The 24,265-nt window shown below is 56.4% G+C and carries 26 protein-coding genes; 23 read left to right on the top strand and 3 right to left on the bottom strand.

The features are described from left to right. Positions 1-207: 207 nt before the first annotated feature. The 4 genes from EI185_RS10545 to EI185_RS10530 all read left to right on the top strand — a co-directional run bounded on the left by EI185_RS10545 (position 208) and on the right by EI185_RS10530 (position 3,931). The gene (locus EI185_RS10545; RefSeq protein ID WP_189836371.1) at positions 208-1,596 is read left to right on the top strand and encodes a sensor histidine kinase; all 1,389 of its coding nucleotides are present in this window, start codon (positions 208-210) and stop codon (positions 1,594-1,596) included. Beyond that, complete coding sequence (locus EI185_RS10540) at positions 1,593-2,324, top strand: response regulator transcription factor (RefSeq protein WP_124705105.1); 732 nt, start codon at positions 1,593-1,595, stop codon at positions 2,322-2,324. The genes EI185_RS10545 and EI185_RS10540 overlap by 4 nt, the downstream gene beginning before the upstream one ends. A gap of 57 nt (positions 2,325-2,381) precedes the next feature. Further along, a complete protein-coding gene (locus EI185_RS10535) occupies positions 2,382-2,885 on the top strand; it encodes a DsrE family protein (RefSeq protein WP_223247783.1) in 504 nt (167 codons plus the stop codon). Between the two features lie 122 nt (positions 2,886-3,007). Further along, positions 3,008-3,931 carry a hypothetical protein gene (locus tag EI185_RS10530; RefSeq protein ID WP_124705104.1) on the top strand — a complete coding sequence of 308 codons (924 nt, stop codon included), beginning with the start codon at positions 3,008-3,010 and terminating at the stop codon, positions 3,929-3,931. A gap of 185 nt (positions 3,932-4,116) precedes the next feature. On the opposite strand, the gene EI185_RS10525 is transcribed toward EI185_RS10530, so the two are convergent. Beyond that, positions 4,117-5,616, bottom strand: a complete 1,500-nt coding sequence (locus tag EI185_RS10525) for a helicase HerA-like domain-containing protein (RefSeq protein ID WP_124705103.1) — start codon at positions 5,614-5,616, stop codon at positions 4,117-4,119. A gap of 71 nt (positions 5,617-5,687) precedes the next feature. Between EI185_RS10525 and EI185_RS10520 the strand changes: the two genes are divergently transcribed. From EI185_RS10520 to EI185_RS10455, 14 genes are all read left to right on the top strand, one after another. Further along, positions 5,688-6,413: a YebC/PmpR family DNA-binding transcriptional regulator gene (locus EI185_RS10520; RefSeq protein ID WP_124705102.1), complete on the top strand. Its 726-nt coding sequence runs from the start codon at positions 5,688-5,690 to the stop codon at positions 6,411-6,413. A 30-nt stretch (positions 6,414-6,443) separates the two neighbouring features. Next, positions 6,444-6,971: a crossover junction endodeoxyribonuclease RuvC gene (gene ruvC / locus EI185_RS10515; protein WP_189836370.1), complete on the top strand. Its 528-nt coding sequence runs from the start codon at positions 6,444-6,446 to the stop codon at positions 6,969-6,971. Between the two features lie 16 nt (positions 6,972-6,987). Continuing rightward, positions 6,988-7,566, top strand: coding sequence for a Holliday junction branch migration protein RuvA (gene ruvA / locus EI185_RS10510; RefSeq protein WP_124705101.1), 579 nt, complete (start codon positions 6,988-6,990; stop codon positions 7,564-7,566). A 10-nt stretch (positions 7,567-7,576) separates the two neighbouring features. After that, entirely contained in the window at positions 7,577-8,620 is a 1,044-nt protein-coding gene (gene ruvB, locus EI185_RS10505) for a Holliday junction branch migration DNA helicase RuvB (RefSeq protein ID WP_124705100.1), read from the top strand. Then, positions 8,613-9,014, top strand: coding sequence for a tol-pal system-associated acyl-CoA thioesterase (ybgC, locus tag EI185_RS10500; RefSeq protein ID WP_124705099.1), 402 nt, complete (start codon positions 8,613-8,615; stop codon positions 9,012-9,014). The genes ruvB and ybgC overlap by 8 nt, the downstream gene beginning before the upstream one ends. 2 nt (positions 9,015-9,016) lie before the next feature. Further along, positions 9,017-9,700 (top strand): protein TolQ, encoded by a 684-nt coding sequence (gene tolQ, locus EI185_RS10495; protein ID WP_124705163.1) that lies wholly within the window; start codon positions 9,017-9,019, stop codon positions 9,698-9,700. A 3-nt stretch (positions 9,701-9,703) separates the two neighbouring features. Then, on the top strand, positions 9,704-10,123 hold the full coding sequence (tolR, locus tag EI185_RS10490; protein ID WP_124705098.1) for a protein TolR: 420 nt from the start codon (positions 9,704-9,706) through the stop codon (positions 10,121-10,123). Beyond that, positions 10,123-11,001: a cell envelope integrity protein TolA gene (gene tolA / locus EI185_RS10485; protein WP_124705097.1), complete on the top strand. Its 879-nt coding sequence runs from the start codon at positions 10,123-10,125 to the stop codon at positions 10,999-11,001. The genes tolR and tolA overlap by 1 nt, the downstream gene beginning before the upstream one ends. Positions 11,002-11,031: 30 nt before the next feature. Further along, positions 11,032-12,318: a Tol-Pal system beta propeller repeat protein TolB gene (gene tolB, locus EI185_RS10480; protein WP_124705096.1), complete on the top strand. Its 1,287-nt coding sequence runs from the start codon at positions 11,032-11,034 to the stop codon at positions 12,316-12,318. A gap of 350 nt (positions 12,319-12,668) precedes the next feature. Next, a complete protein-coding gene (gene pal, locus EI185_RS10475; protein WP_124705095.1) occupies positions 12,669-13,241 on the top strand; it encodes a peptidoglycan-associated lipoprotein Pal in 573 nt (190 codons plus the stop codon). A 6-nt stretch (positions 13,242-13,247) separates the two neighbouring features. Beyond that, complete coding sequence (gene ybgF / locus EI185_RS10470) at positions 13,248-14,039, top strand: tol-pal system protein YbgF (RefSeq protein ID WP_124705094.1); 792 nt, start codon at positions 13,248-13,250, stop codon at positions 14,037-14,039. Positions 14,040-14,043: 4 nt separating this feature from the next. After that, positions 14,044-14,691 carry a 7-carboxy-7-deazaguanine synthase QueE gene (queE, locus tag EI185_RS10465; RefSeq protein WP_124705093.1) on the top strand — a complete coding sequence of 216 codons (648 nt, stop codon included), beginning with the start codon at positions 14,044-14,046 and terminating at the stop codon, positions 14,689-14,691. Further along, positions 14,691-15,380 (top strand): 7-cyano-7-deazaguanine synthase QueC, encoded by a 690-nt coding sequence (gene queC, locus EI185_RS10460; RefSeq protein ID WP_124705092.1) that lies wholly within the window; start codon positions 14,691-14,693, stop codon positions 15,378-15,380. Before queE ends, queC begins: the two co-directional genes overlap by 1 nt. 163 nt (positions 15,381-15,543) lie before the next feature. Further along, positions 15,544-16,725, top strand: a complete 1,182-nt coding sequence (locus tag EI185_RS10455) for a YeeE/YedE family protein (RefSeq protein ID WP_124705091.1) — start codon at positions 15,544-15,546, stop codon at positions 16,723-16,725. 58 nt (positions 16,726-16,783) lie between these two features. Here EI185_RS10455 and yjgA read toward each other — a convergent pair whose 3' ends face one another. Next, entirely contained in the window at positions 16,784-17,308 is a 525-nt protein-coding gene (gene yjgA / locus EI185_RS10450; RefSeq protein WP_124705090.1) for a ribosome biogenesis factor YjgA, read from the bottom strand. A 66-nt stretch (positions 17,309-17,374) separates the two neighbouring features. Here yjgA and pmbA point away from each other — a divergent pair, with 66 nt between their 5' ends. The 5 genes from pmbA to ycaO all read left to right on the top strand — a co-directional run bounded on the left by pmbA (position 17,375) and on the right by ycaO (position 23,100). After that, positions 17,375-18,712 carry a metalloprotease PmbA gene (pmbA, locus tag EI185_RS10445; protein WP_124705089.1) on the top strand — a complete coding sequence of 446 codons (1,338 nt, stop codon included), beginning with the start codon at positions 17,375-17,377 and terminating at the stop codon, positions 18,710-18,712. Positions 18,713-18,769: 57 nt separating this feature from the next. Beyond that, positions 18,770-19,345: a GDSL-type esterase/lipase family protein gene (locus tag EI185_RS10440; RefSeq protein ID WP_223247781.1), complete on the top strand. Its 576-nt coding sequence runs from the start codon at positions 18,770-18,772 to the stop codon at positions 19,343-19,345. 19 nt (positions 19,346-19,364) lie between these two features. Then, the gene (locus EI185_RS10435; protein ID WP_124705088.1) at positions 19,365-19,904 is read left to right on the top strand and encodes a TRAP transporter small permease subunit; all 540 of its coding nucleotides are present in this window, start codon (positions 19,365-19,367) and stop codon (positions 19,902-19,904) included. Continuing rightward, positions 19,904-21,304, top strand: a complete 1,401-nt coding sequence (locus tag EI185_RS10430; protein WP_124705087.1) for a TRAP transporter large permease — start codon at positions 19,904-19,906, stop codon at positions 21,302-21,304. The genes EI185_RS10435 and EI185_RS10430 overlap by 1 nt, the downstream gene beginning before the upstream one ends. An 80-nt stretch (positions 21,305-21,384) precedes the next feature. Next, the gene (ycaO, locus tag EI185_RS10425) at positions 21,385-23,100 is read left to right on the top strand and encodes a 30S ribosomal protein S12 methylthiotransferase accessory factor YcaO (protein ID WP_124705086.1); all 1,716 of its coding nucleotides are present in this window, start codon (positions 21,385-21,387) and stop codon (positions 23,098-23,100) included. Positions 23,101-23,132: 32 nt separating this feature from the next. Here the strand turns inward: ycaO and EI185_RS10420 are convergent, their stop codons facing one another. Beyond that, positions 23,133-24,074 carry a bestrophin family protein gene (locus EI185_RS10420; protein WP_124705085.1) on the bottom strand — a complete coding sequence of 314 codons (942 nt, stop codon included), beginning with the start codon at positions 24,072-24,074 and terminating at the stop codon, positions 23,133-23,135. Positions 24,075-24,265: the final 191 nt, after the last annotated feature.

Here is a 24,265-nt window from a genome sequence, read left to right as displayed (position 1 = left end):
CTCCTTCCGATAGGTAGTGAGTCGGTATTCTTCCTTGCAGGAACAAACCTGCCAGGCCCACTATTGCGATATATCGGATTTAAGGAAAGCGTTCGAAACGCAAATAATCAGTATCGACTGGTCATTCATGACTGTGCATTTGCACAGTCATGAATGTACATATCAAGTATAAAATCAAAACGATACTTAATAGCGCAAGGCCAGGCCATGCCGAGATTGCCATTTGTCTATCAGCTCACACTTGCCCCGGCAGTAATCATTGCATTGCTCACCGGGCTGATAGGATATTCATTGCTTGGTCTGGCTCAGATTCGTCATGAAAATGAGATCGTGCGGCAGTGGGTTCGTATTACTGATCACCTGCACCTGGCAATGGGTGCAGGGTACCGGCTTCAGAAAATCATTGCGCTCCCGTTGCGCAGTAATCCAGCGGATCTGCCCTCAGCAACGCCGGAACATCTCGAACAATCGGCTATTTTTTCCGAGAATCTGTTATATCCCGAGGTGCTCTATAAGATGCCTTCCGATCTGCGTGCGTTTGTAGAGAAGGAGCAGGCAATCATAAATAATCCAGCCGGATACGATCCGGCACGCGTCAATTTGGCGTTGGCGCAAGTGATGCCAAAACTTGAAGCATTCAACAGTGCTTTATGGGATAGAAAACGCGAGGCCTATGCAAATTACTACACCAGGCTCAACAGCGCTATCGCCGATTTGGCAGAGACCTCGTTGTACATGCTGCTTGCATGCCTGTTTCTTGCCGTGCTTCTATCGGCGATTACCGTACGGTCGGTTCGCTCGCGGATTGGAGCACTTGCCAGGCAAGCACGATCCCTATGCAGTGGAAATCTGGTGCCTGTGGATGCGCCATCAACCATCCGCGATGAGCTTGACGAACTGGCTGGTTGTGTTGCCGATATGACCCAGCGTCTGCTCAATGTTGTTGCCGTGGAAAAAGTCCTGCAGGGTGCTGAAAATGAACGCAAGCGCATCGCCATGGATCTTCATGACCAGGCACTTGCCGATTTAACATCGGTGGCACGTATCCTGGAAACCGTTGAAAAACTACCGGACAGAGGTGTCGAACAAGCGGGTCAATTGGCGTCGCTTAGAAAGGATGTCGTCAACATTTCCACCGACATACGGCGCATTATCGACGACCTTCATCCACAAACGCTGGATATCCTCGGCCTGGAAGCCGCAACCCGTTCTTTCCTTGAGCGTAACGCAGCAGGATCGCCGACCTGGACGCTCCACTTTGAACACGCTGCCGAACAAGCCCTGACAGAGTTTCAGCGCGTTAATTTATTTCGCATCATCAGTGAGTCTGCCACCAATGTCCTACGCCATGCGCATGCCTCGATGGGCGAGATTGCCTTGCGCGCAGTGGACGATCATATTGTATTAACGATCGATGATGACGGCGTAGGGATTGCGGCATTTGGTACAGAGGGTCACGGGCTCTCCAATCTGCGTCAGCGTGCTCGTGCAATGGGTGCCACATTCAAACATGAGCATTCCCGCTTCAATACAGGTACCCGGCTGGATTTTCGCTGGTTGTTTACCTCTCAGCGTGAAGTGAACCCCAATCCATGAATGCCAGCCACTCCCTGATCGTAGCCGACGATAATCACCGAGATCGTGGTTTCCTCATTGAGTTGCTTGCGCCATGTCGGGTGATACCGGCAGAGAATGGCATGGAAGCATTGTCCCTGTGTACTGAGTTAGATGAGCCCTGGGTCATTACGGATATCCAGATGCCCAAAATAAACGGCATTGAACTGGCTCGCAGGGTATGGGAAACCAAACCGGGCGCGCGTTTTCTGTTCTGGTCGCAGTATGACGACGAAATGTACGTACGCGCACTCGCAAAAATAGTTCCGGCGGAAACCGTTTACGGCTATATCCTGAAAAATAATTCGCTGGAGCTTCTTGAAAAAGCGGTAAACGCGGTTTTCGAGGAATGCCAATGCTGGATTGATCCACACGTGCGCCCGGTGCAGGCCAGAGCGCACAAACACGCCACGTCGATCTCCGACATCGAATTTGAAGTTTTGATAGACCTCGCGCTGGGACTGACAGATAACGCCATCGCGGAGCGGCACTATCTGTCCCGGCGTGGAGTCCAGAATCGACTCCAGTCGCTTTATATGAAACTTGGCGCCAATGCCGAAGCTTATACTTTGTGCGACAGCGAACTGATCAATGTGCGTATGCGCGCAGTGGCGCTTGCCTTGCAGCGTGGATTAATCAATCAATTTGAACTCCAGAAAGAGGAAGAAAAATTGGCCGCCTGGATCAAGTTTCAAAACAGCCATGCATGAAGACAGTGGCTGGGCTGTTTGTGCTATGCCGCCAATTGAATCCATAGGAGATGCACCGTGAGATGGAAACAGTCCTTCATGGTTGTTTTAAGTATGCTGACATTCCTGGGTACCGCGACTGCGAAGGACATTGCTGTCCCCTATGGAACCGCGACGGTTACAACGCGCCCGACTCCCGTTCTCAATACCGTGTTCGACGTAAGCTATGACGACCCGCAAAAACTCGATCTCCTCTATGATTTTGTGCGGAATACCCGCCAGGTTACGCGCGGAAAAGTTGCGATCGTTACTCACGGTCCGGAACTCAGGGCTTTCGCCAAGGAAAACTATACAAAATACCAGGCCATTGTTGACAAAATGGCCGCTCTGTCAAAAGAGGGCGTGGCGTTTTACATGTGCAGCAATGCCATGAAAATGGCCGGTTATAAGCCCGAGGATATGGTTGGTTTCATTACCGTGGTGCCATCCGGTTTTGCGGAAATCGCCTATCTTGAATACAGGGGTTACCAGTACATCAATCCGACGCCGCTATCAACCAGGGATATACGCCAGCTTAGGTAGCCTGATCCATGTCGCGCCAATACTGGCGCGTGGGTCGAGATGGCTATATTGGCTGGGATTAAAAGGTGGAAGCTGCGGTATTGCGATGGGCCACCTCATCAAACCGAAGAAGGGATGGGGAAATGCAAAATGAAAATCCTGAGTTTGCGCAGGCGCATGGCGGACGATGCGAAATGGTTGGTGGCGGCATGAATAATAAATTGAGATCGATCCCTGATCCCCACTGTGGGCTTTGCATGCTGGGACTTTTGCTTTTCTGTTTGACTTATCCAGCACTGGGAATGGCAGGAGAGTTTGATACCTACCGCTACAAGCTTGAAGAAAATAATAACGATAAGGTTTGTACACACATGGAAGATGTGTTCAGCAAATATTTCAAGAAACCATTTAGCACGATAAGCGACGAAGACGTGTATGTAAAAGACGGAGGCGTTCTGCCGCCTTTGCTTCCCGGCGCCAAGGATGATTTGCATAGCTTTGTCACTATGTTGCATTCCTTCCAACCGACCAGCCCCGAATTCGATGCCATCAAATGGAAGGTGGGAAAACTGATAACTCGTACTGCTGGAGAGTTAGATACCCAGAATACTCCATTTATCGCAGCCGATATGGGCCTCAACAATGATGGGCAAATCGAGACCTTCATTAAATTTGGATTTATGACTTGCTATAACTTTTATTCCGGTGGTTGCCGTCCTACGGATAGCTGGTCCGTTTTTCACAAAGGCGATATTGATTTGCTGAATGGACCCATCAATTGGGATATGCCCATTCAGGGACAAAATGGTCATCGCCCGCTAGCTGTTATGTTGGAGGACTACGATTGTAGGGTTATACGCCCGTTTATCTATGACGGGGTGACCTACCTGAGTTGTTATTCTCAAAATTGGGGAAAAAACGGACCAGACATTAATCGCAGCACGCCGGATCGAGAGTATACGGAGGTATTGAAGTATCAGGGGGTAGAAAAACTGCCTTTTCCTGACGGTAGAACACTACTCAAAGCGAAAACGGTTTGCCGGTTTCGTATGACAGTTGCCAAATAATTGGGAGAAGAAAATGACGATGCAGTTTGCATTGCAACGTATTTCCCTGATAACGGTCGGCAAATATGCCTGACAAACAAGGCTCCTGCTTCAGTGCTCGCAAAAGAGGGTGAACGACTTTTACAGGTTTTCTGCCGATGTGATTTTCAGGTTATGCCTGTTGTTCAATCACGGGGCACCTGATCCTAGCGCTTCCCCCCCAGCAACGACCCCAGCACCCCGCGTATGATGCGTCGGCCCATTTCCGAGCCGATGGCTCGGGCGGCGCTTTTGGCCATGGCCTCCATCGCGCCCTGGCGGCCACGGCTTCCGTTACCTCCGCCGAAGATGGTGCCCAGCAGGCCGCCATTGTCCGCTTGGGTCTCGGCTTGTTTGGCCTCGGTTTGTTGCGTGGTTGCGACAGCTGCCTGTTCGGTGCGGAGTTTGAGTTTTTCGTAGGCGGATTCCCGATCCACTTCTTTTTCGTAATGCCCGGCGACCAGAGAACCGGAGATAACGGCCTGACGTTGCGTCGGAGTAATAGGGCCGATCTGGCCTTGCGGCGGCAGGATGAAGGCGCGCTCGACCATGCCGGGGCGGCCTTTTTCGTCGAGGAAGGACACCAGCGCTTCGCCTACCCCCAGTTCGGTGATGATGGTTTCCTCGTCGAGACTGGGGTTGTCGCGCATGGTTTCGGCAGCGGCCTTGACGGCTTTCTGGTCGCGCGGACTGAAGGCGCGCAGGGCGTGCTGGACGCGGTTGCCGAGTTGGGACAGCACTTTATCGGGCACGTCCGCCGGGTTCTGGGTGACGAAGTACACCCCCACGCCCTTGGAACGGATGAGCCGTACCACCTGTTCGATTTTATCCACCAGGGCTTGCGGCGCGTCGTTGAACAACAGGTGGGCTTCATCAAAGAAAAACACCAGCTTGGGTTTGTCCAGGTCGCCTGCCTCGGGCAGATTCTCGAATAGCTCTGCCAGCAGCCACAGCAACAGCGTGGCGTAGGTTTTGGGCGATTGCATCAACTGGTCGGCGCACAGGATATTGACCATGCCGCGCCCTGCCGAGTCGGTCTGAATCAGGTCCGCGATGTTCAACATCGGTTCGCCGAAAATCTTCTCGCCGCCCTGGCTATCCAGCTCCAGCAAGCCGCGCTGGATGGCGCCGATACTGGCAGCGGAGACGTTGCCGAATTCGGTGGTGAAGTCCTTGGCGTTGTCGCCCACGTATTGCAGCATGGCGCGCAGATCCTTGAGATCGAGGAGCAACAGGCCATTGTCATCCGCAATTTTGAAGACCAGGTTGAGCACACCCGCCTGCGTGTCGTTGAGGTTGAGCATGCGTCCCAGCAGCAGCGGTCCCATGTCGGAGATGGTGGCGCGCACCGGGTGGCCCATTGCGCCGAATGGATCCCAGAAGGTGACCGGGTAAGCCTGATAAGCAAAATCGGTTAGCGCGAGTTGCGTCACGCGGGCTTCAACCTTGGCGTTGCCGCCGCCGGCCTGCGAGACGCCGGACAAATCGCCTTTCACATCGGACATGAACACCGGCACGCCGATGGCGGAAAAATGCTCGGCCATGACCTGCAGGGTGACGGTCTTGCCGGTGCCGGTGGCGCCGGTGATGAGGCCGTGGCGGTTGGCCATTTGCGGCAGCAGGTAGAGCGGTTGGGTGGCTTGGGCGATGTGCAGCGGCTCGGTCATGGTTCTGGCCTTATCGGTTAGGGGGTCGCAATGGTAAGATTAGGGTATTTTTGAGAATACCAGAGGTAGTTATGGCCGGCCACAGCAAATGGGCGAACATCAAACACAAGAAAGCCGCGACTGACGCCAAGCGTGGCAAGATTTTTACGCGCCTGATCAAGGAGATCACCGTTGCCGCCAAACTGGGTGGAGGCGATGTAAGTTGCAACCCGCGTTTGCGTCTGGCGATGGACAAGGCCTTCGACGCCAACATGCCGAAAGACACCACCGAACGCGCCATCAAGCGCGGTTGCGGTGAGCTGGAAGGCGTGAATTATGAGGAAATACGCTATGAGGGTTACGGCATCAACGGCGCGGCAGTGATGGTGGATTGCCTCACCGACAACAAGGTGCGCACCGTTGCCGATGTGCGTCACGCGTTCAGCAAATACGGTGGCAACATGGGTACCGACGGCTGCGTGGCGTTCCAGTTCAAGCATTGCGGACAGCTCTTGTTTGCTCCCGGAACCGACGAAGACAAGCTGATGGAAGCCGCACTGGAAGCGGGTGCGGATGACATTGTCAGCCACGAAGATGGCAGTATCGAAGTCATTACGCCGCCGTACGAGTTGCGTACCATCAAACAGGCGCTGGAAGCGGCCGGATTCAAGCCGGAATTCGCTGAAGTGAGCATGAAGGCGCTGAATGAAACCGAACTCACCGGCGACGATGCGGAGAAAATGCAGAAGCTGCTGGATGCACTGGAATCGCTGGACGACGTGCAGGAGGTATTTACCTCCGCAGTGATCAATGAGTAACTGCACGCAGCCCGACTTGAACGCGCCAAGGTGAATAGTATCCGCATCCTCGGCATCGACCCCGGCCTGCGCATTACGGGTTTCGGGGTCATAGAAAAAACCGGCAATCGTATTCAATACCTTACCAGCGGCTGCATCAAGAGCGGGGAGGGAGAATTGCCGGAACGGCTGAAAGTCATCCTGCTGAGCCTGCGCGAGGTGATCCAGAACAATCAGCCGCAGCAGGTGGCGGTGGAAAAGGTGTTCGTCAACGTCAATCCGCAGTCCACCCTGTTGCTCGGCCAGGCGCGCGGTGCGGCGATTTGCGCGGCAGTGCTGGAGGCGTTGCCGGTGGCCGAATATACCGCGCTGCAAGTGAAACAGGCGGTGGTGGGCAACGGCCACGCTGCCAAGGAGCAGGTGCAGGAAATGGTCAAACGCCTGCTGAATCTGCCTGGGGTGCCAAGCCCGGACGCTGCCGATGCGCTGGCCTGCGCCATCTGCCATGCGCACGGCGGGCAAGGACTGGGTGGTTTTGCCACGGCGGGGTATCGGGTTAAAAACGGGCGCCTGGTGTGAATGAAAAGGATCGCAAATGATCGGCAGAATTACCGGTACGCTCATCGAAAAACACCCGCCGCAGATTGTTGTGGATGCGCACGGAGTCGGCTACGAAATCGATGTGCCCATGAGCACTTTCTACAATCTGCCAGCCATCGGTGAGCGGGTGGCACTGCATACGCATCTGGTAGTGCGCGAGGACGCGCAGTTGCTGTATGGTTTTGGCAGCGAGGCAGAACGTGCGACCTTCCGGCAGCTCATCAAGATCACCGGCGTCGGTGCGAAAATGGCGCTGGCGGTGCTATCCGGCATGAATGCGAACGAGCTGGCGCAAGCCGTGGCGATGCAGGATACCGGGCGCCTCACCAAAATCCCCGGCATCGGCAAGAAAACCGCGGAGCGCCTGCTGCTGGAACTCAAGGGCAAGCTTGCCGACGCCTTGCCGGGGGCGGGGCAGAGCGGTGTAGCAGCTGCCGGAGGCGACGTGCTGAACGCGCTGCTGGCGCTGGGTTACAATGAACGCGAAGCAACCCATGCCGTGCGTCAGTTGGCAGCCGGTGCCGGCGTGGAAGACGGCATCCGCCAGGCACTTAAATTGCTCTCCAGGACATGATTAAATCCGCATGATCGAAACCGACCGTCTCATCGCGCCTGCCGCGCAAAGCGTCGCCGAAGAGCAAATCGAACGCGCGCTGCGCCCCAAGCATTTGTCCGAATATGTCGGGCAGGAAAAAGCGCGCGGACAGCTCAGCATATTCATCGAGGCGGCGCGCAAGCGTCGTGAATCACTCGATCACGTGCTGCTGTTTGGCCCGCCCGGACTGGGCAAGACTACGCTGGCACACATCATCGCGCGCGAGATGGGCGTGAACATGCGCCAGACCTCCGGACCGGTGCTGGAACGCGCCGGCGACCTGGCCGCCTTGCTCACCAATCTCGAGCCCAACGACGTCCTGTTCATCGACGAAATCCACCGCCTGAGTCCGGTGGTGGAGGAAATACTCTATCCGGCGCTGGAAGATTTTCAGCTCGACATCATGATCGGCGAAGGTCCGGCCGCACGCTCGGTCAAGCTTGATCTGCCGCCGTTCACCCTGGTTGGCGCCACTACCCGCGCCGGCATGCTCACCAATCCGCTACGCGACCGCTTTGGCATTGTCGCCCGGCTGGAGTTCTACACGCCGGAAGAGCTCGCCCGCATCGTTGCCCGCTCTGCGCATTTGCTGGAAATGAGCATCGTGGATGACGGCGCATTTGAAATCGCGCGCCGTTCGCGCGGCACGCCGCGTATCGCCAACCGCTTGCTGCGCCGGGTGCGCGATTATGCCGAAGTGCGCGCCGACGGCATCGTCAGCCGCATTGTGGCCGACGCCGCGCTGGTGATGCTCGACGTGGATAGCGCCGGGCTGGACGTAATGGACCGCAAGCTGCTCGCCGCAGTGCTGGAAAAGTTCGACGGCGGCCCGGTCGGGCTGGATAACCTTGCGGCTGCCATCGGCGAAGAACGCGATACCATCGAGGATGTGCTCGAACCCTTTCTTATCCAGCAGGGCTATTTGCAGCGCACGCCGCGCGGAAGAATGGCCACCGCCATGGCCTACCGTCACTTTGGTCTGGCCGCCCCAGGCAAGACTGCGGCAGCGGAATTGTGGGATGGCGATGTCTGAATTCGTGTGGCCGGTGCGAGTTTATTACGAAGATACCGATTTCGGCGGTGTGGTGTATTACGCCAATTACCTCAAATTCATGGAGCGCGCCCGTACCGAGTGGCTGCGCGCGCTGGGTTTTGAACAGACTGAACTGATAGCCGTACATGAAATTATGTTTGTGGTGCGGCGCGTCGCCGTGGAATATCTGCAACCAGCACGTTTTAATGATGAACTCCGCGTAGTCAGCACGGTCAAGCGCTTTGGTCAGTGCCGTATTGTTTTTGCCCAGAATATTGTGCGCGACAATTTACTCGTCGGTGGTGAAACCGAGGTGGCGTGCGTCAGCTCGCTGTCATTCAAACCGGTTAAAATACCGGACACTCTTTTACAGGCATTGGAAATAATAGCGTGAATATCGGGTTAAGCCAGGATCTTTCCATGCTGGCGCTGGTCGGCAACGCCAGTCTGGCAGTGCAATTCGTGATGGGGCTGTTGCTGGTCGCGTCGTTCATGTCATGGTGGTACATTTTTATCAAAATGTTCGCTATCCGGCGTGCCACCCGTATGGCTGAAGCGTTCGAGAAAGAGTTCTGGAGCGGGACCGACCTGCAAACACTATTTAAGCGTGCCACCCAGGACTGGAAGCAGGCAGGCGAACTGGAGCGCATTTTTGAGGCGGGATTCCGCGAGTTCGGCAAGCTCAAGGGACAGCCCGGCATGGATATGAGTGCAGTGATGGGGGGTGCCAGACGCGCCATGCGTGCCACCTACCAGCGCGAAATGGACAGGCTGGAATCGAATCTGGCGTTCCTCGCTACAGTTGGGTCGGTGAGCCCCTACGTCGGATTGTTTGGCACCGTATGGGGCATCATGAATGCGTTCCGCGGTTTGTCCAATGTGGTACAGGCCACGCTGGCAAATGTGGCGCCGGGAATTGCCGAGGCGCTGATAGCCACGGCCATGGGCCTGTTCGCCGCGATACCGGCGGTGGTCGCATACAACCGTTACACCCATGATATTGACCGCCTGGCCAACCGCTTCGAGAGTTTCATGGAAGAGTTTTCCAACATCCTGCAACGCCAGGCGCACAAGGCTTGATAGATGAGTAGCCGCCGCCCGCGCAAGCAGATGAACCAGATCAATGTGGTGCCCTACATCGACGTGATGTTGGTACTGCTGATTATTTTCATGATCACCGCGCCGATGATTAACCCCGGGCAGGTGGAATTGCCGAGTGTGGCCAAATCACAATCAGTACCGGTGGAACCGATCGAAGTCACGATTCGTGCCGACGGCACGCTACGCTTGCGTGATCGGGCCACTGGCGGTTCGGACAATGCTGTTACGCGTGGTGAGCTGGCCGGCATTATCAACGAGAAGCAGCAGGCTAATCCGGATCAGCCGGTCGTCATCGCAGCCGACAAGAATGTGCGCTATGAAGAAGTAATGAAGATAATGAGCCTGATGCAGCAAAACCACGTCAAACGCCTGGGGTTGCTGGCCAAACCCGGGGCCAGCTGATGCGGGAGGATACGGTTAAACCAGGGCGTTTGCCCGCTGCCATATTGGCGGTGCTGGTGCACTTGCTGTTTATCGGATTTTTGATATTCAGCGTGAACTGGCGATCCCATCCGCCTCCACCGGTGATGGCGGATTTGTGGGAAGCATTGCCGCCGCCCCCGGCCAAGCCTGTGGTGAAGCCTCAGCCGGCGCCGAAACCCAAGCCGGAGCCAGTGGTAGAGCCGCAGCCACCCCAGCCGCAGCCCGATATTGCATTAAAGGAAAAAAAGCGGAAAGAACGCTTGGAACGTGAGCAGCAGCAAGCGCAGCTTGAGCAACAAAAGCGGGCCGAGGCACAACAGCGCAAACAGCAGTTACAGCAGCAGCAAAAGCAGGAAGCTGAGCAACGCAAACAGGCCGAACAGGAAAAACAGCAGCAGGAGAAACAGCTGGCGGCGAAACGTAAACAAGACGAGCTGAAGCGCAAACAGGAAGCCTTGCTTAAGCTGAATGCGCAACAGGCGCGTGATCTCATGAACAAGGAATTAGCGAGCGAAACCAGCAGGTTGCAACAGGCCCAGCAGGCAAGTCAGCTGGGTGCCGAGCAGGCCAAAATGGAGGCAACCTACAAGGAGCGCATCCGTAGCAAGATCGCCAGTATGTTGAATCTGCCGGAGAACATGGTCGGCAACCCCAAGGCTGTCTTTGCCGTGACGGTACTGCCCAGCGGTGAAGTCGGGTCGGTCAAGCTGATTAGCAGCAGTGGCCAGCCTGCTTACGATACGGCCGTGGAACGGGCAATTCTGAAAGCGGTGCCGTTGCCGCTGCCGCCAGATAAAGCGGTCGCTGCGCGCTTTCGCGACCTGACCTTGCCAATCCAGCCAAAGCAGGAAAATTGAGCTGATTGAATGTGTTAAAATGGACAACTTATGAAGACTGAATGGCTTAATCCAAACCGTACCCGATTTGCTGTTTTCCTGTTGCTGCTCGGCCTGGCGCAGGCTGCTTTCGCAGCCATGACGATAGAGGTGTTTGGCGGAGCGGCCACCCGTATTCCAGTGTCCATTGTGCCATTCGCTGGCGCGCCGGGGCCGGCGCAGGTCATTAGCAGCGTGGTGGGGGGGGATTTGAATCGCAGCGGTCAGTTCAGGCTGGTGGACGCGAGCAGCGTGCAACCGCCACCTACCGATGTCGGAGACGTGCAGTTCCCGGCATTTAGGGCGTTGGGCAGCGATGCCGCGGTGATCGGGCGCATCGTGCCGCTGCCGGATGGACGGCTGGAAGTGCGATTTCGGCTGATGGACGTGGTCAAGCAAACCCAGATTGCCGGGTTCAACTACACCATCGTACCCGCGCAATTGCGTGCCACCGGTCACAAGATTGCCGATGTAGTGTATGAAAAACTCACCGGTATCCCCGGTTCTTTTTCCACCCGCATTGCTTACATCATCAAGCATGGCAAGCACTATCAGTTGCTGGTAGCAGATTCGGACGGACAGGATCCACAGGTCGTGGTGAATTCGGTGCAACCGCTAATTTCACCAGCCTGGTCGCCGGACGGCACGCGCATTGCATATGTCTCGTTTGAGAACAAGAAGCCAGTCATTTATGTCCAGTCACTGGCCACGGGTTCGCGCCGTGTGCTGGCCAATTTCAAGGGTAGCAATAGTGCGCCTGCGTGGTCACCGGATGGCACGCGACTGGCGATAGTGCTGTCGCGGGACGACGGCTCGCAAATTTATACCATCAAGGCGGATGGTTCGGGCGTGACCCGACTGACACATGGCGGCAATATCGATACCGAACCGGCCTGGAGCCCGGATGGCAAGTCGTTGCTGTTTACCTCCGATCGCGGCGGTAGCCCACAGATTTATCGTATGGACGCGAACGGTAGCGATATCAAGCGCGTTACTTTTGAGGGCAAGTATAACGTCTCGCCTGCGTGGAGTCCGGACGGAAAAAGCTTTGCTTATATTCGTCGCGATGCCGGGCGTTTTCAGGTTGCGCTGCAAAACATCGATAACGGCCAGGTGCAGGTGTTGACCGATACCACACATGATGAGTCGCCCAGTTTTGCCCCCAATGGCAGCATGATTGTTTACGCAACCGATATTAACGGCCGTGGAATTTTGGCAACGGTATCGGTGGATGGTAAAACGCGCGCCCGTTTATCCGATCAGGCGGGCGACATGCGCGAGCCGGCCTGGGGGCCTTAATCTGACGAATTTGTCAGCAAGGAACTCGTAATGAAATCCGGCATCCCAAGCGCTGTCGTAACTGGAGGCTGGAGAATCGTCCCTGATTTTGCGCAAGGCATTACGGGGCGCTTCGCTAACATGCAGGTACGACATGGGGAGTTGGCAGAATCGAACCTGTGAGACAGGAAATGCTTTTCTCAGGGAAGCCATGAACCCGGGGATCATCAGAAATGCTGCGCTATGCCAGTTGTGATGGGCAGGTTTGGCACTATGATGAATTGGTCAAGCTGCAGCGCGGCCATGCTGGCTTGGGCAATAACTTGTTCAATTGGTTGCACGTGTAATTAACTAAACTAAAAGGAAATAACATGAACAAAATGATACTGAGTCTGCTGCTGGTTGGTGTACTGGCCGGCTGTTCGTCGATGCAGGAAAAACCCGCCAATGTGCAGGATTTGAATGCGCAAAAAGCACAACAGGATGCGGCAGCAAAAGCTGCGGCGGAAAAAGCTGCCGAGCTGCGTGCGCTGGAGCAACGCCGCCTCGCCGAACAGGAAGCCGCTCGCAACAAGCAGGTTAATCCGCTCACCGACCCTAACAGCCCGCTGTCGCAGCGCAGTATCTATTTTGATTACGACAGCTCGGTGGTGCAAGACAGCTACCGCCCAACGCTGCAGGCTCACGCCGGTTATCTGAGCAGCCATAAGGATGCCAAAGTCACGCTGCAGGGCAATACCGATGATCGCGGCAGCCGTGAATATAACCTGGCGCTGGGTCAACGTCGTGCCGACAGCGTACGCAAGGTGCTGAACACCCTGGGTGTGCCCGAGTCGCAGATGGAAGCAGTCAGCTTCGGCGAAGAAAAACCCAAAGCCACTGGTGATGACGAAGCTGCCTGGAAAGAAAACCGCCGCGTTGATATCGTCTATCAAGGCGAGTAACAGCGAATGATGCGCGCGCCATACTTCCGTTTGCTTCTGGCGGTCTGCCTTGCTGGTATTTATCTTCCGGCAAGTGCGAATGACGCCGAGGTGGCGCGCCATCTGGCGGATATGCAAGCCCAGATCAGCAGCATGGATGCTCGTATCGGCAGGCTTGAATCCATGCTGCAAAATGGCTCCATGCTTAACCTGTTGTCTGAAGTAGAAGAACTCAAAGCGCAGGTCAGACGCTTGCGTGGCGACGTGGACGTACAGTCCAACGAAATCAGCGTGACGCAAAAACGTCAGAATGATTTATATACGGATCTCGATACCCGACTGCGTAAGATCCAGCATGCCGATAATGGTCCTGCTGCCTCGGCTGCAACTGACGCAGCATCCGACAAAACCACTTCAGCCGTACCCGCGCTGCCTGCAGCTGGCGGTAACAGCGCACACGACTATGAAGCCGCATTAAACCAGTTCAAGGCGGCTAACTATCCAGCCACGATTGCTGCATTCAAGGACTTCATCAAAAAATATCCGGACAATCCGCTAACTCCTAGCGCACAGTACTGGATAGGAAATGCCTACTTTTCCATGAAGGATTACAAGGCGGCAATCGCACAGCAGCGGAAGTTGATTGCAGCTCACCCGGATAATCCCAAAGTCCCGGATGCGATGCTGAATATATCCAGCGCGCAACTCGAAATGGGCGATCTCGACGCAGCGCGCAAGACCTTGACAGTGCTGGTTACCAAATATCCGGACAGCAATGCCACGACACTGGCGCGAAAGCGCCTGGACGCATTGAAGTAATATCTTGTTCGACGCTACCCTTCGTATCACCGAGATTTTCTATTCCGTGCAAGGCGAAACCAGCCGTGCCGGCCTGCCTACGGTATTTATCCGGCTGACCGGATGCCCGCTGCGTTGTGGTTACTGCGACACCGCCTATGCTTTTCATGGTGGTAACAGCATGAGCATCGCGGCTGTCCTGGAGCAGGTAGCACAGTATGCGCCGCGCTATGTCACCGTCACCGGGGGTGAACCGCTGGCCCAAAAGAATGCACCGCTACTGCTCGCCGCGCTGTGCGATGCCGGCTACGATGTGTCACTCGAAACCAGTGGTGCACTGGACATCAGTGGTATTGACCCGAGGGTCTCCAGAATAATGGATATCAAAACACCGGGGTCGGGCGAAGCAGCAAAAAACGACTGGAACAATCTCAAATACCTGACCCCGCACGACGAAATAAAGTTCGTCATCGTCGATGCGGCCGACTACGATTGGGCGCGCAGCCTGTTGCAGGAGCACCAGCTGACACAGCGCTGCCCGGTCTTGTTTTCACCGGTGCACGGGCAATTGCAGTCCGGTCAGCTGGCTGACTGGGTTCTGCGCGATCGTCTGCCGGTACGGATGCAGGTGCAGCTGCACAAAATTTTCTGGGGCGAAGTGGCGGGACGTTGATGGACAAGACGCGCCGCGCAGTCATATTGCTTTCCGGCGGACTGGATTCCGCAACAGTGCTGGCGATTGCGCGCAGCAGCGGATTCGCCTGTCATGCTTTAAGTTTTGACTACGGACAGCGTCACAGTGCCGAACTGGATGCCGCGGCGCGGGTGGCTGCCCGCCAGGGTGCCGTCGAGCATCGTGTATTCAAGCTCGATCTGGCGATGTTCGGAGGCTCCGCGCTGACCGATTCGCGCATTGCCGTACCGGAGCAGGCCAGTACAGGCATACCAGTGACCTATGTCCCGGCGCGTAATACCATCATGCTCTCGATTGCACTGGCCTGGGCGGAAGTGCTGGAGAGCCGCGATATTTTCATCGGCGTGAATGCGGTGGATTACTCCGGCTATCCCGATTGCCGCCCGGAATACATTGCTTCCTTCGAAACCATGGCAAATCTGGCGACCAAAGCAGGTGTGGAAGGCAAGCAATTGCATGTCCACACTCCGCTGATGCAGCTCGGCAAGGCGCAGATTATTCGTCTTGGAACCGAACTGGGTGTGGATTACAATGCCACGGTTTCCTGTTACCAGGCCGATGCGGCAGGACGCGCCTGTGGCGTATGCGACTCATGCCGGTTACGTCGTCAAGGCTTCATCGAAGCGGGTGTGGCGGATGCGACGCGGTATGTAGCGAGTCCGGAGTAATTACGCGTCGTTCCCGGGTTTTGTCAGGGTAATTGGTTGTGAATGGGTAGCCTGTATAAACTTTCGTCCGGCGTTGGGTAAGCGGCGCAGGACGTTGTTAATTGGCTGCAAAATATAAAATTGTACGTGCGGCAGTGCGTTACCGTAACAGGAGTAAAAAAAGATGATTTTTGATACCTTTCAGCAGGGACAGTCAATGTTCCTCTGGCTGACTTTCGGCATAGCGTTGATCATGGGCGCAGTCGTCAACAAGACAAATTTTTGTACCATGGGTGCCGTATCGGACTGGGTCAATATGGGCGATACCGGCCGGATGCGCTCCTGGCTGCTGGCGATTGCGGTGGCATTGCTGGGTGTAGTGGTACTGGAATATTTCGGCAAGCTGAATCCCGATGCATCCTTTCCTCCCTACCGCAGCGGGCAATTAATCTGGGCAGAAAACCTGCTCGGCGGTTTGATGTTCGGCGTTGGAATGACGCTGGCGTCTGGTTGCGGTAATAAGAGCCTGGTCCGCGCTGGCGCCGGTAACCTTAAATCCATCGTGGTTGTGCTGATTATTGGAGTGATCGCCTACTATATGACCAACCCGTTTCCGAATTCGGACAAGACATTATTCAGCGTGCTGTTTAACGGCTGGATTCGTCCTCTGGCGATCAATGTGGGCCCTCACCAGGATTTGGGCACGCTTCTGGCTGGCGCTCAAAACGCTGTCAAGGCACGCCTGATTATCGGTGGAATACTGGGTTTGGCGCTGCTCGTGTATGTGTTTAAATCAGTCGACTTCCGCAATAACCGTGATCTCATTCTCGGCGGTTTGGTGGTTGGGCTGGCGGTACTCGCGGCCTGGTATGTGACCAGTAACGTCAGTGTCCTGGTGGACGGATCACGTCACACATTACTGGACTATGGCCAGCAATGGGACTTCCTGGCGAACTCGGATGCTGGCAAGCCAGCCGATATCATGCCGCTCAGCCCGCAATCGTTTACCTTTATCAACCCGATGGGGCAGATGCTGGGGTATGGCGCGTCCGGATTCACTAAAGCCTTTTTGACTTTCGGCATCATGGCGGTGTTGGGAGTGGCCGCTGGCTCGTTCCTGTGGTCGGTGGTGAGCCGCAGCTTCCGTATCGAGTGGTTCGCCTCCTTCAAGGACTTCGTAACCCATGTCATCGGCGCAGTCTTGATGGGCTTCGGCGGGGTACTGGCGATGGGTTGTACCATCGGACAAGGCATTACCGGCGTGTCGACGCTTGCCCTGGGGTCATTTATCGCATTTTTCGCGATTGTGGCAGGCAGCGCGATCACCATGAAAATCCAATACATGATCATGATGCGCGAAGCTTGAACTGAACAGTTCAGCTGATTCAAACAAGGGCAGGATGCCAGGCATCCTGCCCTTTTTCTTATTCCTCAACAGGGTCCTGTTCATCCGTTGCGTCATTTGAAAGCAGCCCGCGAATCAGCTTGAAAAGTGCCCGGCTGCTTTTCGGTGCTTGTGCGGCAGCCGCTTCACGGCGCGCATTACGGACCAGGGTGCGAAGTTGCTGGGCATCGGCCTGCGGGTAAATATCGACAAACTCGGTCAGCGCCGCGTCGTCGGCCAGCAGGCGCGTGCGCCAGTTTTCCATGCGGTGAAACTCGGCGATGACTTCGGCGCTATCGCCACGCCAGGCATTGAGTTGCTCGGCGATCGGCTGTGCATCGGTAATGCGCATCAGGCGGCCGATATACTGCATCTGACGACGCAGGCCGCCATGTGCAGTGATGCGTTTGGCCTGATTCACCGCATCGCGCAGGGTTTCCGGTAAATCCAGCTGATCCAGCTTGCTGGCGGGCAAGGCGACCAGTTCTTCACCGAGCTTTTGCAGCGCGGTCATCTGGCGTTTGATTTCACTTTTACTGATGGGTTGTTCGATGTCGTCGTCCATGGTGCGCAGAGGGTGGGGAAATGTTGCTATGATAACGGCTTTTAGGCATTCCCTCCTGGAGTCTCCGTGACCGACCGATTCAGCCATTCCCGCGACGACCTGCAAGCGCTTGTTGATAACATGCTTACCTATGCCCGGCAACAAGGTGCCACCGGCTGCGAAGCCGAGGCTTCCGCCGGATTTGGGCAGAGCGTGACGGTGCGCAAAGGCGAAGTGGAAACCATCGAATACAACCGCGACAAGGGGATCGGCGTATCCGTATACATTGGCCAGCGCAAGGGCCATGCGTCGACTTCCGATTTTGGCATGCAAGCATTGCACGACACGGTGGACAAGGCGCTTACCATCGCGCGCTACACCGCTGAGGATAGTTTCGCAGGCCTGCCGGATGAAACCTTGCTGGCGCGCGACATTCCTGATCTTGATCTTTACCATCCGTGGGCATACAGCGTCGAGCAGGCAATTGACGCAGCACGCGAATGCGAAGTGGCCGCCCTCGCAGTGGACAGCCGCATCACCAATTCCGAAGGCGCCAGCGTGAATACCCAGGAGTCACTGTTCGTGTATGGCAACAGCCTGGGCTTTCTGGCGGGCTACCCGACTTCGCGCCACGCCATCAGCTGCGCGGTGATTGCCGAATCGACGGCCGGGATGCAGCGTGATTACTGGTATACCACTGCCCGCAATGCCGCGGATATGGACCCCGGCACCATGGTGGGCCGCCGCGCCGGCGAACGCACCGTGCGTCGTCTGGATGCGCGCCAGGTCAAAACCGCCCAGGTGCCGGTTCTGTTTGAAGCCCCCGTGGCCGCGGGACTGATCGGACACTTTGTTTCCGCTGCCAGCGGCGGCAGCCTGTACCGCAAGTCGTCGTTCCTGCTCGACAGCCTGGGCAAGCAGATATTTTCTCCGATCGTGCAGATTGCCGAGCGTCCACATATTGCCAAAGGGCTGGCCAGCAGTCCGTTTGACAATGAGGGCGTCGCCACGCATGACCGGGACCTGGTCAAGGACGGCGTGCTGGGCGGCTATTTCCTCAGCAGTTACAGCGCACGCAAGCTCGGGATGCAGTCCACCGGCAACGCCGGCGGCAACCATAACCTGATCCTGTCCAGCACCGGCGAGGACTTCGCCGCCCTGCTCAGGAAAATGGATACCGGCCTGCTGGTCACCGAACTGCTTGGTCATGGCATCAATACCGTCACCGGCGACTACTCGCGCGGCGCGGCCGGATTCTGGGTGGAAAACGGGGTGATTCAGTACCCGGTGGAAGAAATCACCATTGCCGGCAATCTCAAGGACATGTTCATGCAGATCATCGCCATCGGCACCGATGTCGAAGCGCGCGGCTCTAAGCAGACCGGCTCGATCCTGATAGAGCGCATGACTGTGGCCGGGGAATAATTTTTGGGGAAGCAGCTGCCAACAGAGCGAGCGTTAGCTTGGCTATGCCTGTTGTGGGTGCTGTTGCTCGCTGGCTGTGGCGTCACACAGCCGGCGTTGCCGCATCTGGGGCCGGACGATGTGGTGCTGGCGTTTGGCGACAGCCTGACTTACGGCACCGGTGTCGACGCGGCGCACAGCTACCCGGCACAACTCGGCCAGCTCATCGGGCACAAGGTGGTGGCGGCTGGAGTGCCGGGCGAAGTTACGGCACAAGGCGTGACGCGCCTGCCGGGTGTGCTGGATACCGTACAACCTAAATTGCTGCTGTTATGCCTGGGCGGCAATGATTTGTTGCACAAGCTGGATGCAGTGACGATTGCGGCCAATCTGCGCACCATGGTGTACGAGGCGCGCCAACGCGGTATCGCCGTGGTGTTGATCGGTGTGCCGGAACCCAGCTTGTTTGGTGGCGTACCCAAGTATTATGCGGATATTGCTGCAAAGACCGACATCCCTTACGAGGGCAAGGTGCTGAAAACCGTATTATTCGACAATACTAAAAAATCCGACCCGATCCATCCCAATGCTGCAGGCTACCGCATGATTGCCGATGCATTGGCCAAATTGCTGCACCAGACCGGGGCGGTTTAATAATAATTTGGGGGGCAACATGAAAGCATTGCTGACCCTGGCGCGTGCGATTGATGCACTGAACGAGCAAATCGGTCACGCGTTGCGCTGGCTGGTGTTGTTGGCCACATTGATCTCTGCCGCCAATGCGCTGGTGCGCTATGGTCTGGGCGAAAGCTCCAATGCCTGGCTGGAAATCCAGTGGTATTTGTTTGGCGCAATCTTCCTGCTCGGTGCCGGGTATACCCTGAAGCATAACGGTCATGTCCGCATCGACCTGATCTATGGGCGATTATCCGAACGCGGCCGGGCGCTGGTTGATCTGCTGGGCGGCCTGTTGTTCCTGCTGCCGTTCACGCTACTGATGATCTGGTACGCGTGGCCGATGTTCATGGCGTCCTGGCAGGGCAATGAAATGTCGCCCGATTCCGGGGGGCTGTTGCGCTGGCCGGTGAAGCTGATGATCCCGGCAGGTTTCGGCCTGCTGGCGCTGCAGGGCGTGGCGGAAATCATCAAGCGCATCGCAGTGCTGGCGGGGGTGCTGACGCTGGCACAGGAAGCGCCGCTGGAGCAGATGTGATGAGCATGGAGCTCATGGCGCCGCTGATGTTTGCCGGCCTGGTGATCTTCCTGCTGCTGGGCTATCCGGTGGCGTTCTCGCTCGCCGCCAATGGCCTGCTGTTTGCGCTGATGGGTATCCATTACGGCTTTTTCGATATTTCCCTGATGCAGGCGTTGCCCGAGCGCGTGCTCGGCATCATCGCCAACCAGACCCTGCTGGCGATCCCGTTTTTCACCTTCATGGGCCTGGTACTGGAACGCAGCGGCATGGCCGAAGACCTGCTGGAAACCGTCGGGCAGCTATTTGGCAATCTGCGCGGCGGCCTGGCCTATGCGGTGATTCTTGTCGGCGCTTTGCTGGGGGCGACGACGGGCGTGGTGGCGGCTTCGGTCATCGCCATGGGGCTGATCTCGCTGCCCATCATGATGCGCTATGGTTACGACCAGCGCCTGGCGGCCGGCGTGATTGCCGCATCCGGTACGCTGGCGCAGATCATTCCGCCGAGTCTGGTACTGATCGTGCTGGCCGACCAGTTGGGCATATCAGTGGGCGATCTGTACAAGGGCGCGCTGGTACCCAGCCTGGTGCTGACCGGGTTGTATATAGCCTTTGTGCTGCTCATCACCCTGGTCAAACCCGCTGCTGCACCGGCGTTGCCGCGCGGTGCGCGTACCTTGCGTGGGCGTGCTTTACTGCGACGTGTTGGGGCGTCATTGCTGCCACCGCTACTGCTCATATTCCTGGTGCTCGGCACCATCTTCCTGGGCTGGGCTACGCCTACCGAAGGCGGGGCCATGGGAGCCAGCGGCGCGCTGGCGCTGGCGCTGATCAAGCGCCGCCTCAGCCTCGATCTGCTCAAACAGGCTATGGATTCCACCACCCGACTGACCAGTTTCGTGGTGTTCATCCTGATCGGATCCACCGTGTTCAGCCTGGTGTTTCGCGGCATGGACGGCGATCTGTGGGTGGAACATCTGCTCACTGCCCTGCCCGGTGGTGCGTTGGGCTTTTTGATCGTGGTCAATCTGCTGATATTTGTGCTGGCGTTCTTCCTCGACTTTTTCGAGATTGCCTTCATCATCATCCCGCTGCTGGCGCCGGTTGCGCACAAGCTGGGAATTGATCTGATATGGTTCGGGGTGCTGATAGGCATTAATATGCAGACTTCGTTCATGCATCCGCCGTTTGGTTTTGCGCTGTTTTATCTGCGCAGTGTTGCCCCCAAATCGATTCGAACCAGCGCCATTTATCGGGGGGCGATCCCATTTGTGGTGATCCAGTTGCTGATGGTGGGACTGCTCATTGCCTTCCCCGGTCTGACTGGCGTCAGGCACGATGCCCTTTCCCCCGGCGTGATCGATGTGCCGCTGGAGCAGGATGGCTATGGTGATTATTTCCTGCCGCGTGAATGGCGCTGACAAAATGCAAAAGGCAAAACCTGGGTAGCTACTACTTGGGTAAATTGAATTGCCGTTTTAGATCGTTAATGGAAACCATTATGCAAACAGAAAGTTTCATTCCCGGCAAAGACGCTTCACTGGAAGCGTCTATCCAGTCCATGCAGGCCAAACTGGAGGCGTTGGGCTTCCATATCGAGGAGCGCTCCTGGCTCAATCCCATCGCCAATGTCTGGTCGGTACACATTCGCGACCGCGATTGTCCGATCCTGTTCACCAACGGCAAGGGCGCATCGCAAAAGGCCGCGCTGGCGAGTGCGCTGGGCGAATATTTCGAACGTCTCGGTTGCCATTATTTCTGGACCCATTACTACCTGGGCGAAACCATTGCTCAGCGTGAATATGTACATTACCCGCAGGAAAAATGGTTTCCATTAAGCGAGGACGAGCGCTGGCCGGAAGGTTTGCTGGATGCCGAGTTGCAGGCATTCTATAACCCTGATGAAACAGTGAAGGCGCATGTGCTGGTGGAACATAATTCCGGCAATGCCGCGCGCGGTATTTGCGCGTTGCCCTACCAGCGTCAACGCGACGGCGCCACATTGTGGTTCCCGGTCAATATTATCGGCAACCTGTATGTCAGCAACGGCATGTCGGCGGGGAATTCTCCCGCCGAGGCGCGCGTGCAGGCGTTGTCTGAAATCTTCGAGCGCCACGTCAAGTTCCGCATTATTACCGAGGGCCTGTGCCTGCCCGATGTGCCGGAGGCCGTCATCGCGCGCTATCCTAAAATCGAGGCCGGCATCCGCGACTTGCGCGCCGCCGGGTTCGGCATCCTGGTCAAGGACGCCTCGCTGGGCGGGAAATACCCGGTGATGAACGTCACCCTGCTCAACCCGCGCGACCAGGGCTGCTTCGCCAGTTTTGGCGCGCATCCGCGCTTTGAGGTTGCGCTGGAACGTGCGCTCACCGAGCTGCTGCAAGGCCGCGCGCTGGATGCGCTGGGCGACTTTCCAGAACCGGGTTTCGACCTGGAAGAAATCGCCGATCCGCAAAACCTGGAAATTCACTTTGTCGATTCCAGCGGCATCATCAGCTGGGAATTTCTGCGTGCCACGCCCGATTACGAGTTTGCCGACTGGAACTTCAGCGGCACCACCGAGCAGGAATACGCCTGGCTGTGCGAGCTCATCCATACCGAGGAACGCGATATCTATATCGCTGATTTCCCCGATCTGGGCGTGTATGCCTGCCGCATCATTGTCCCGGGCATGTCCGAAATCTATCCCACCGACGATCTGGAATGGAACAACAACAGCGTCGGCAACCAGCTGCGCCACGCCATCCTGCATCTGGCGCAACTGGATGACGAGGAATGCAGCGAACTGCTGGACCAGCTCGACGAACTCGCCCTCGACGACCAGCGTCCTGTCGCTGCGCTGATCGGCCTCGTTGCCGATGCCGGTACGCTGTGGAAAGACCTGCGTGTGGGCGAGTTGAAAACGCTGCTGGCACTGGCTATTGGCGATAAGGAGGCGATCCGCGCAGGCTGCCACTGGGTGCGTCACTTCGAACAGCTCGATCCCGCTCGACGTCTGGTTTATCGCTGCATCGAAGCCCTGCTATTGATGGAAGACGCCGAACGCTACAGCGACAGCCTGCAAACGCTTTACGGTGCGGATACCCTGAAACAAGCCCAGGCCATGTTGCGCGGTGAACAGCGCTTTTTTGGTCTGCAGGCGCCGGGCATGGAATTGTCAGGGTGCGATATGCATCAGCGGCTGCTGACTGCGTACAGCAAATTGAACCAGGTTTGATTACCTCTCTGCTGGGGCAGCAATACTGACCTTTACATCAGGCAATAATTCACGGGTGCCAGGGCTGGTAGTTTGACTGCGTCGCCGATGGATTCGCGCAGGTTGACCTCGATCGTTCGGCATAGGGCGTCAAGAGGTAAATCGTTTTCGCTCAGGCCAAAGGGTTCCTCTATCTCGTCACCCAGCGCATCGAGGCCGAAAAAGGTATAGGCGACGATCGCCACTACGAATGGCGTCATGAACCCGATGGAGTCGACCAGGCCAAAAGGAAGGAGGAAACAATAAAGATAGGCGGTGCGATGCAATAGCAGGGTATAAGAAAACGGGATTGGCGTATTTTTAATGCGCTCGCAACCGGCATTCACCACCACCATAGAGGATAGGGTAGCGTCGATGGAAGCAGCCAGACACGCTTCGATTCGGCCTTCCCTGACGCATTGGCCCAGGTCTGCGCCCATCCGGAACATCAGAAAATTCGGACCATTCGCAGACTGCCCCAACTGTCTGCGCTCTTCCTCCTGAAGCAGGCCGGACAAATCGCTCGCTTCCCTGGCGTTGCGCAACCGATCCCGGAGCGAATGCGCATAAGCGATAGCCCGATAAATCATCCTTACGCGTATATCGGTTAATCCCAGGCTGGCACTAACGGGCGCCGGCTGCTGGATCAGATTCTGGCATTGCCTGGATAAATTCTGGGTGTCCGATACCAGTCTGCCCCATAGCTTCCTGCCTTCCCAATATCTGTCATAAGCGGCGTTATTGCGAAAACCCAGAAAAATTGCCAAGGGCAGACCGATCAAGGTAAACGGAATTGCGGTCACTATGATTTTGTAGTTGAACAGCGAGCCATGAGCGATCGCCACTAAAATGGCGACCGCTGTATTCACCAGCAAGACTTTCCATATCCTCGATAAAATCGACCCTTTTAGAATGAAAAATAGACGCAGTCCGGATGGGCGATCACGCACAATCATAATTACTTTCCTCTATGAATACCTCGTAGTCTGATCCCGTTTGCTCTGCGGATGCTTTCGGCTGGCGTTCGATCAGACGCACGGTTGCAGGCTGTGGAAGAGTGGATTCCACTGGAGACAGGTGCATTAAATAAAAAATAGGCCGGTCACGTTTGCTCCCAGAGCGCTGCTACTACTCGTGAAAAAACCGG

Origin of the sequence: Sulfuriferula multivorans, assembly GCF_003851125.1 — a bacterium.
GTDB lineage: Bacteria > Pseudomonadota > Gammaproteobacteria > Burkholderiales > Sulfuriferulaceae > Sulfuriferula > Sulfuriferula multivorans.
This window is presented reverse-complemented; position numbering and strand designations above follow the sequence as displayed.

Bases quoted from the DNA above. Each gene is read 5' to 3' on its own strand.
- EI185_RS10545 (WP_189836371.1), top strand. From the start codon at position 208: ATGCCGAGATTGCCATTTGTCTATCAGCTCACACTTGCCCCGGCAGTA.
- EI185_RS10540 (WP_124705105.1), top strand. From the start codon at position 1,593: ATGAATGCCAGCCACTCCCTGATCGTAGCCGACGATAATCACCGAGAT.
- EI185_RS10530 (WP_124705104.1), top strand. From the start codon at position 3,008: ATGCAAAATGAAAATCCTGAGTTTGCGCAGGCGCATGGCGGACGATGC.
- EI185_RS10525 (WP_124705103.1), bottom strand. From the start codon at position 5,616: ATGACCGAGCCGCTGCACATCGCCCAAGCCACCCAACCGCTCTACCTG.
- EI185_RS10520 (WP_124705102.1), top strand. From the start codon at position 5,688: ATGGCCGGCCACAGCAAATGGGCGAACATCAAACACAAGAAAGCCGCG.
- ruvA (WP_124705101.1), top strand. From the start codon at position 6,988: ATGATCGGCAGAATTACCGGTACGCTCATCGAAAAACACCCGCCGCAG.
- ruvB (WP_124705100.1), top strand. From the start codon at position 7,577: ATGATCGAAACCGACCGTCTCATCGCGCCTGCCGCGCAAAGCGTCGCC.
- ybgC (WP_124705099.1), top strand. From the start codon at position 8,613: ATGTCTGAATTCGTGTGGCCGGTGCGAGTTTATTACGAAGATACCGAT.
- tolR (WP_124705098.1), top strand. From the start codon at position 9,704: ATGAGTAGCCGCCGCCCGCGCAAGCAGATGAACCAGATCAATGTGGTG.
- tolA (WP_124705097.1), top strand. From the start codon at position 10,123: ATGCGGGAGGATACGGTTAAACCAGGGCGTTTGCCCGCTGCCATATTG.
- tolB (WP_124705096.1), top strand. From the start codon at position 11,032: ATGAAGACTGAATGGCTTAATCCAAACCGTACCCGATTTGCTGTTTTC.
- pal (WP_124705095.1), top strand. From the start codon at position 12,669: ATGAACAAAATGATACTGAGTCTGCTGCTGGTTGGTGTACTGGCCGGC.
- ybgF (WP_124705094.1), top strand. From the start codon at position 13,248: ATGATGCGCGCGCCATACTTCCGTTTGCTTCTGGCGGTCTGCCTTGCT.
- queC (WP_124705092.1), top strand. From the start codon at position 14,691: ATGGACAAGACGCGCCGCGCAGTCATATTGCTTTCCGGCGGACTGGAT.
- EI185_RS10455 (WP_124705091.1), top strand. From the start codon at position 15,544: ATGATTTTTGATACCTTTCAGCAGGGACAGTCAATGTTCCTCTGGCTG.
- yjgA (WP_124705090.1), bottom strand. From the start codon at position 17,308: ATGGACGACGACATCGAACAACCCATCAGTAAAAGTGAAATCAAACGC.
- EI185_RS10435 (WP_124705088.1), top strand. From the start codon at position 19,365: ATGAAAGCATTGCTGACCCTGGCGCGTGCGATTGATGCACTGAACGAG.
- EI185_RS10430 (WP_124705087.1), top strand. From the start codon at position 19,904: ATGAGCATGGAGCTCATGGCGCCGCTGATGTTTGCCGGCCTGGTGATC.
- ycaO (WP_124705086.1), top strand. From the start codon at position 21,385: ATGCAAACAGAAAGTTTCATTCCCGGCAAAGACGCTTCACTGGAAGCG.
- EI185_RS10420 (WP_124705085.1), bottom strand. From the start codon at position 24,074: ATGATTGTGCGTGATCGCCCATCCGGACTGCGTCTATTTTTCATTCTA.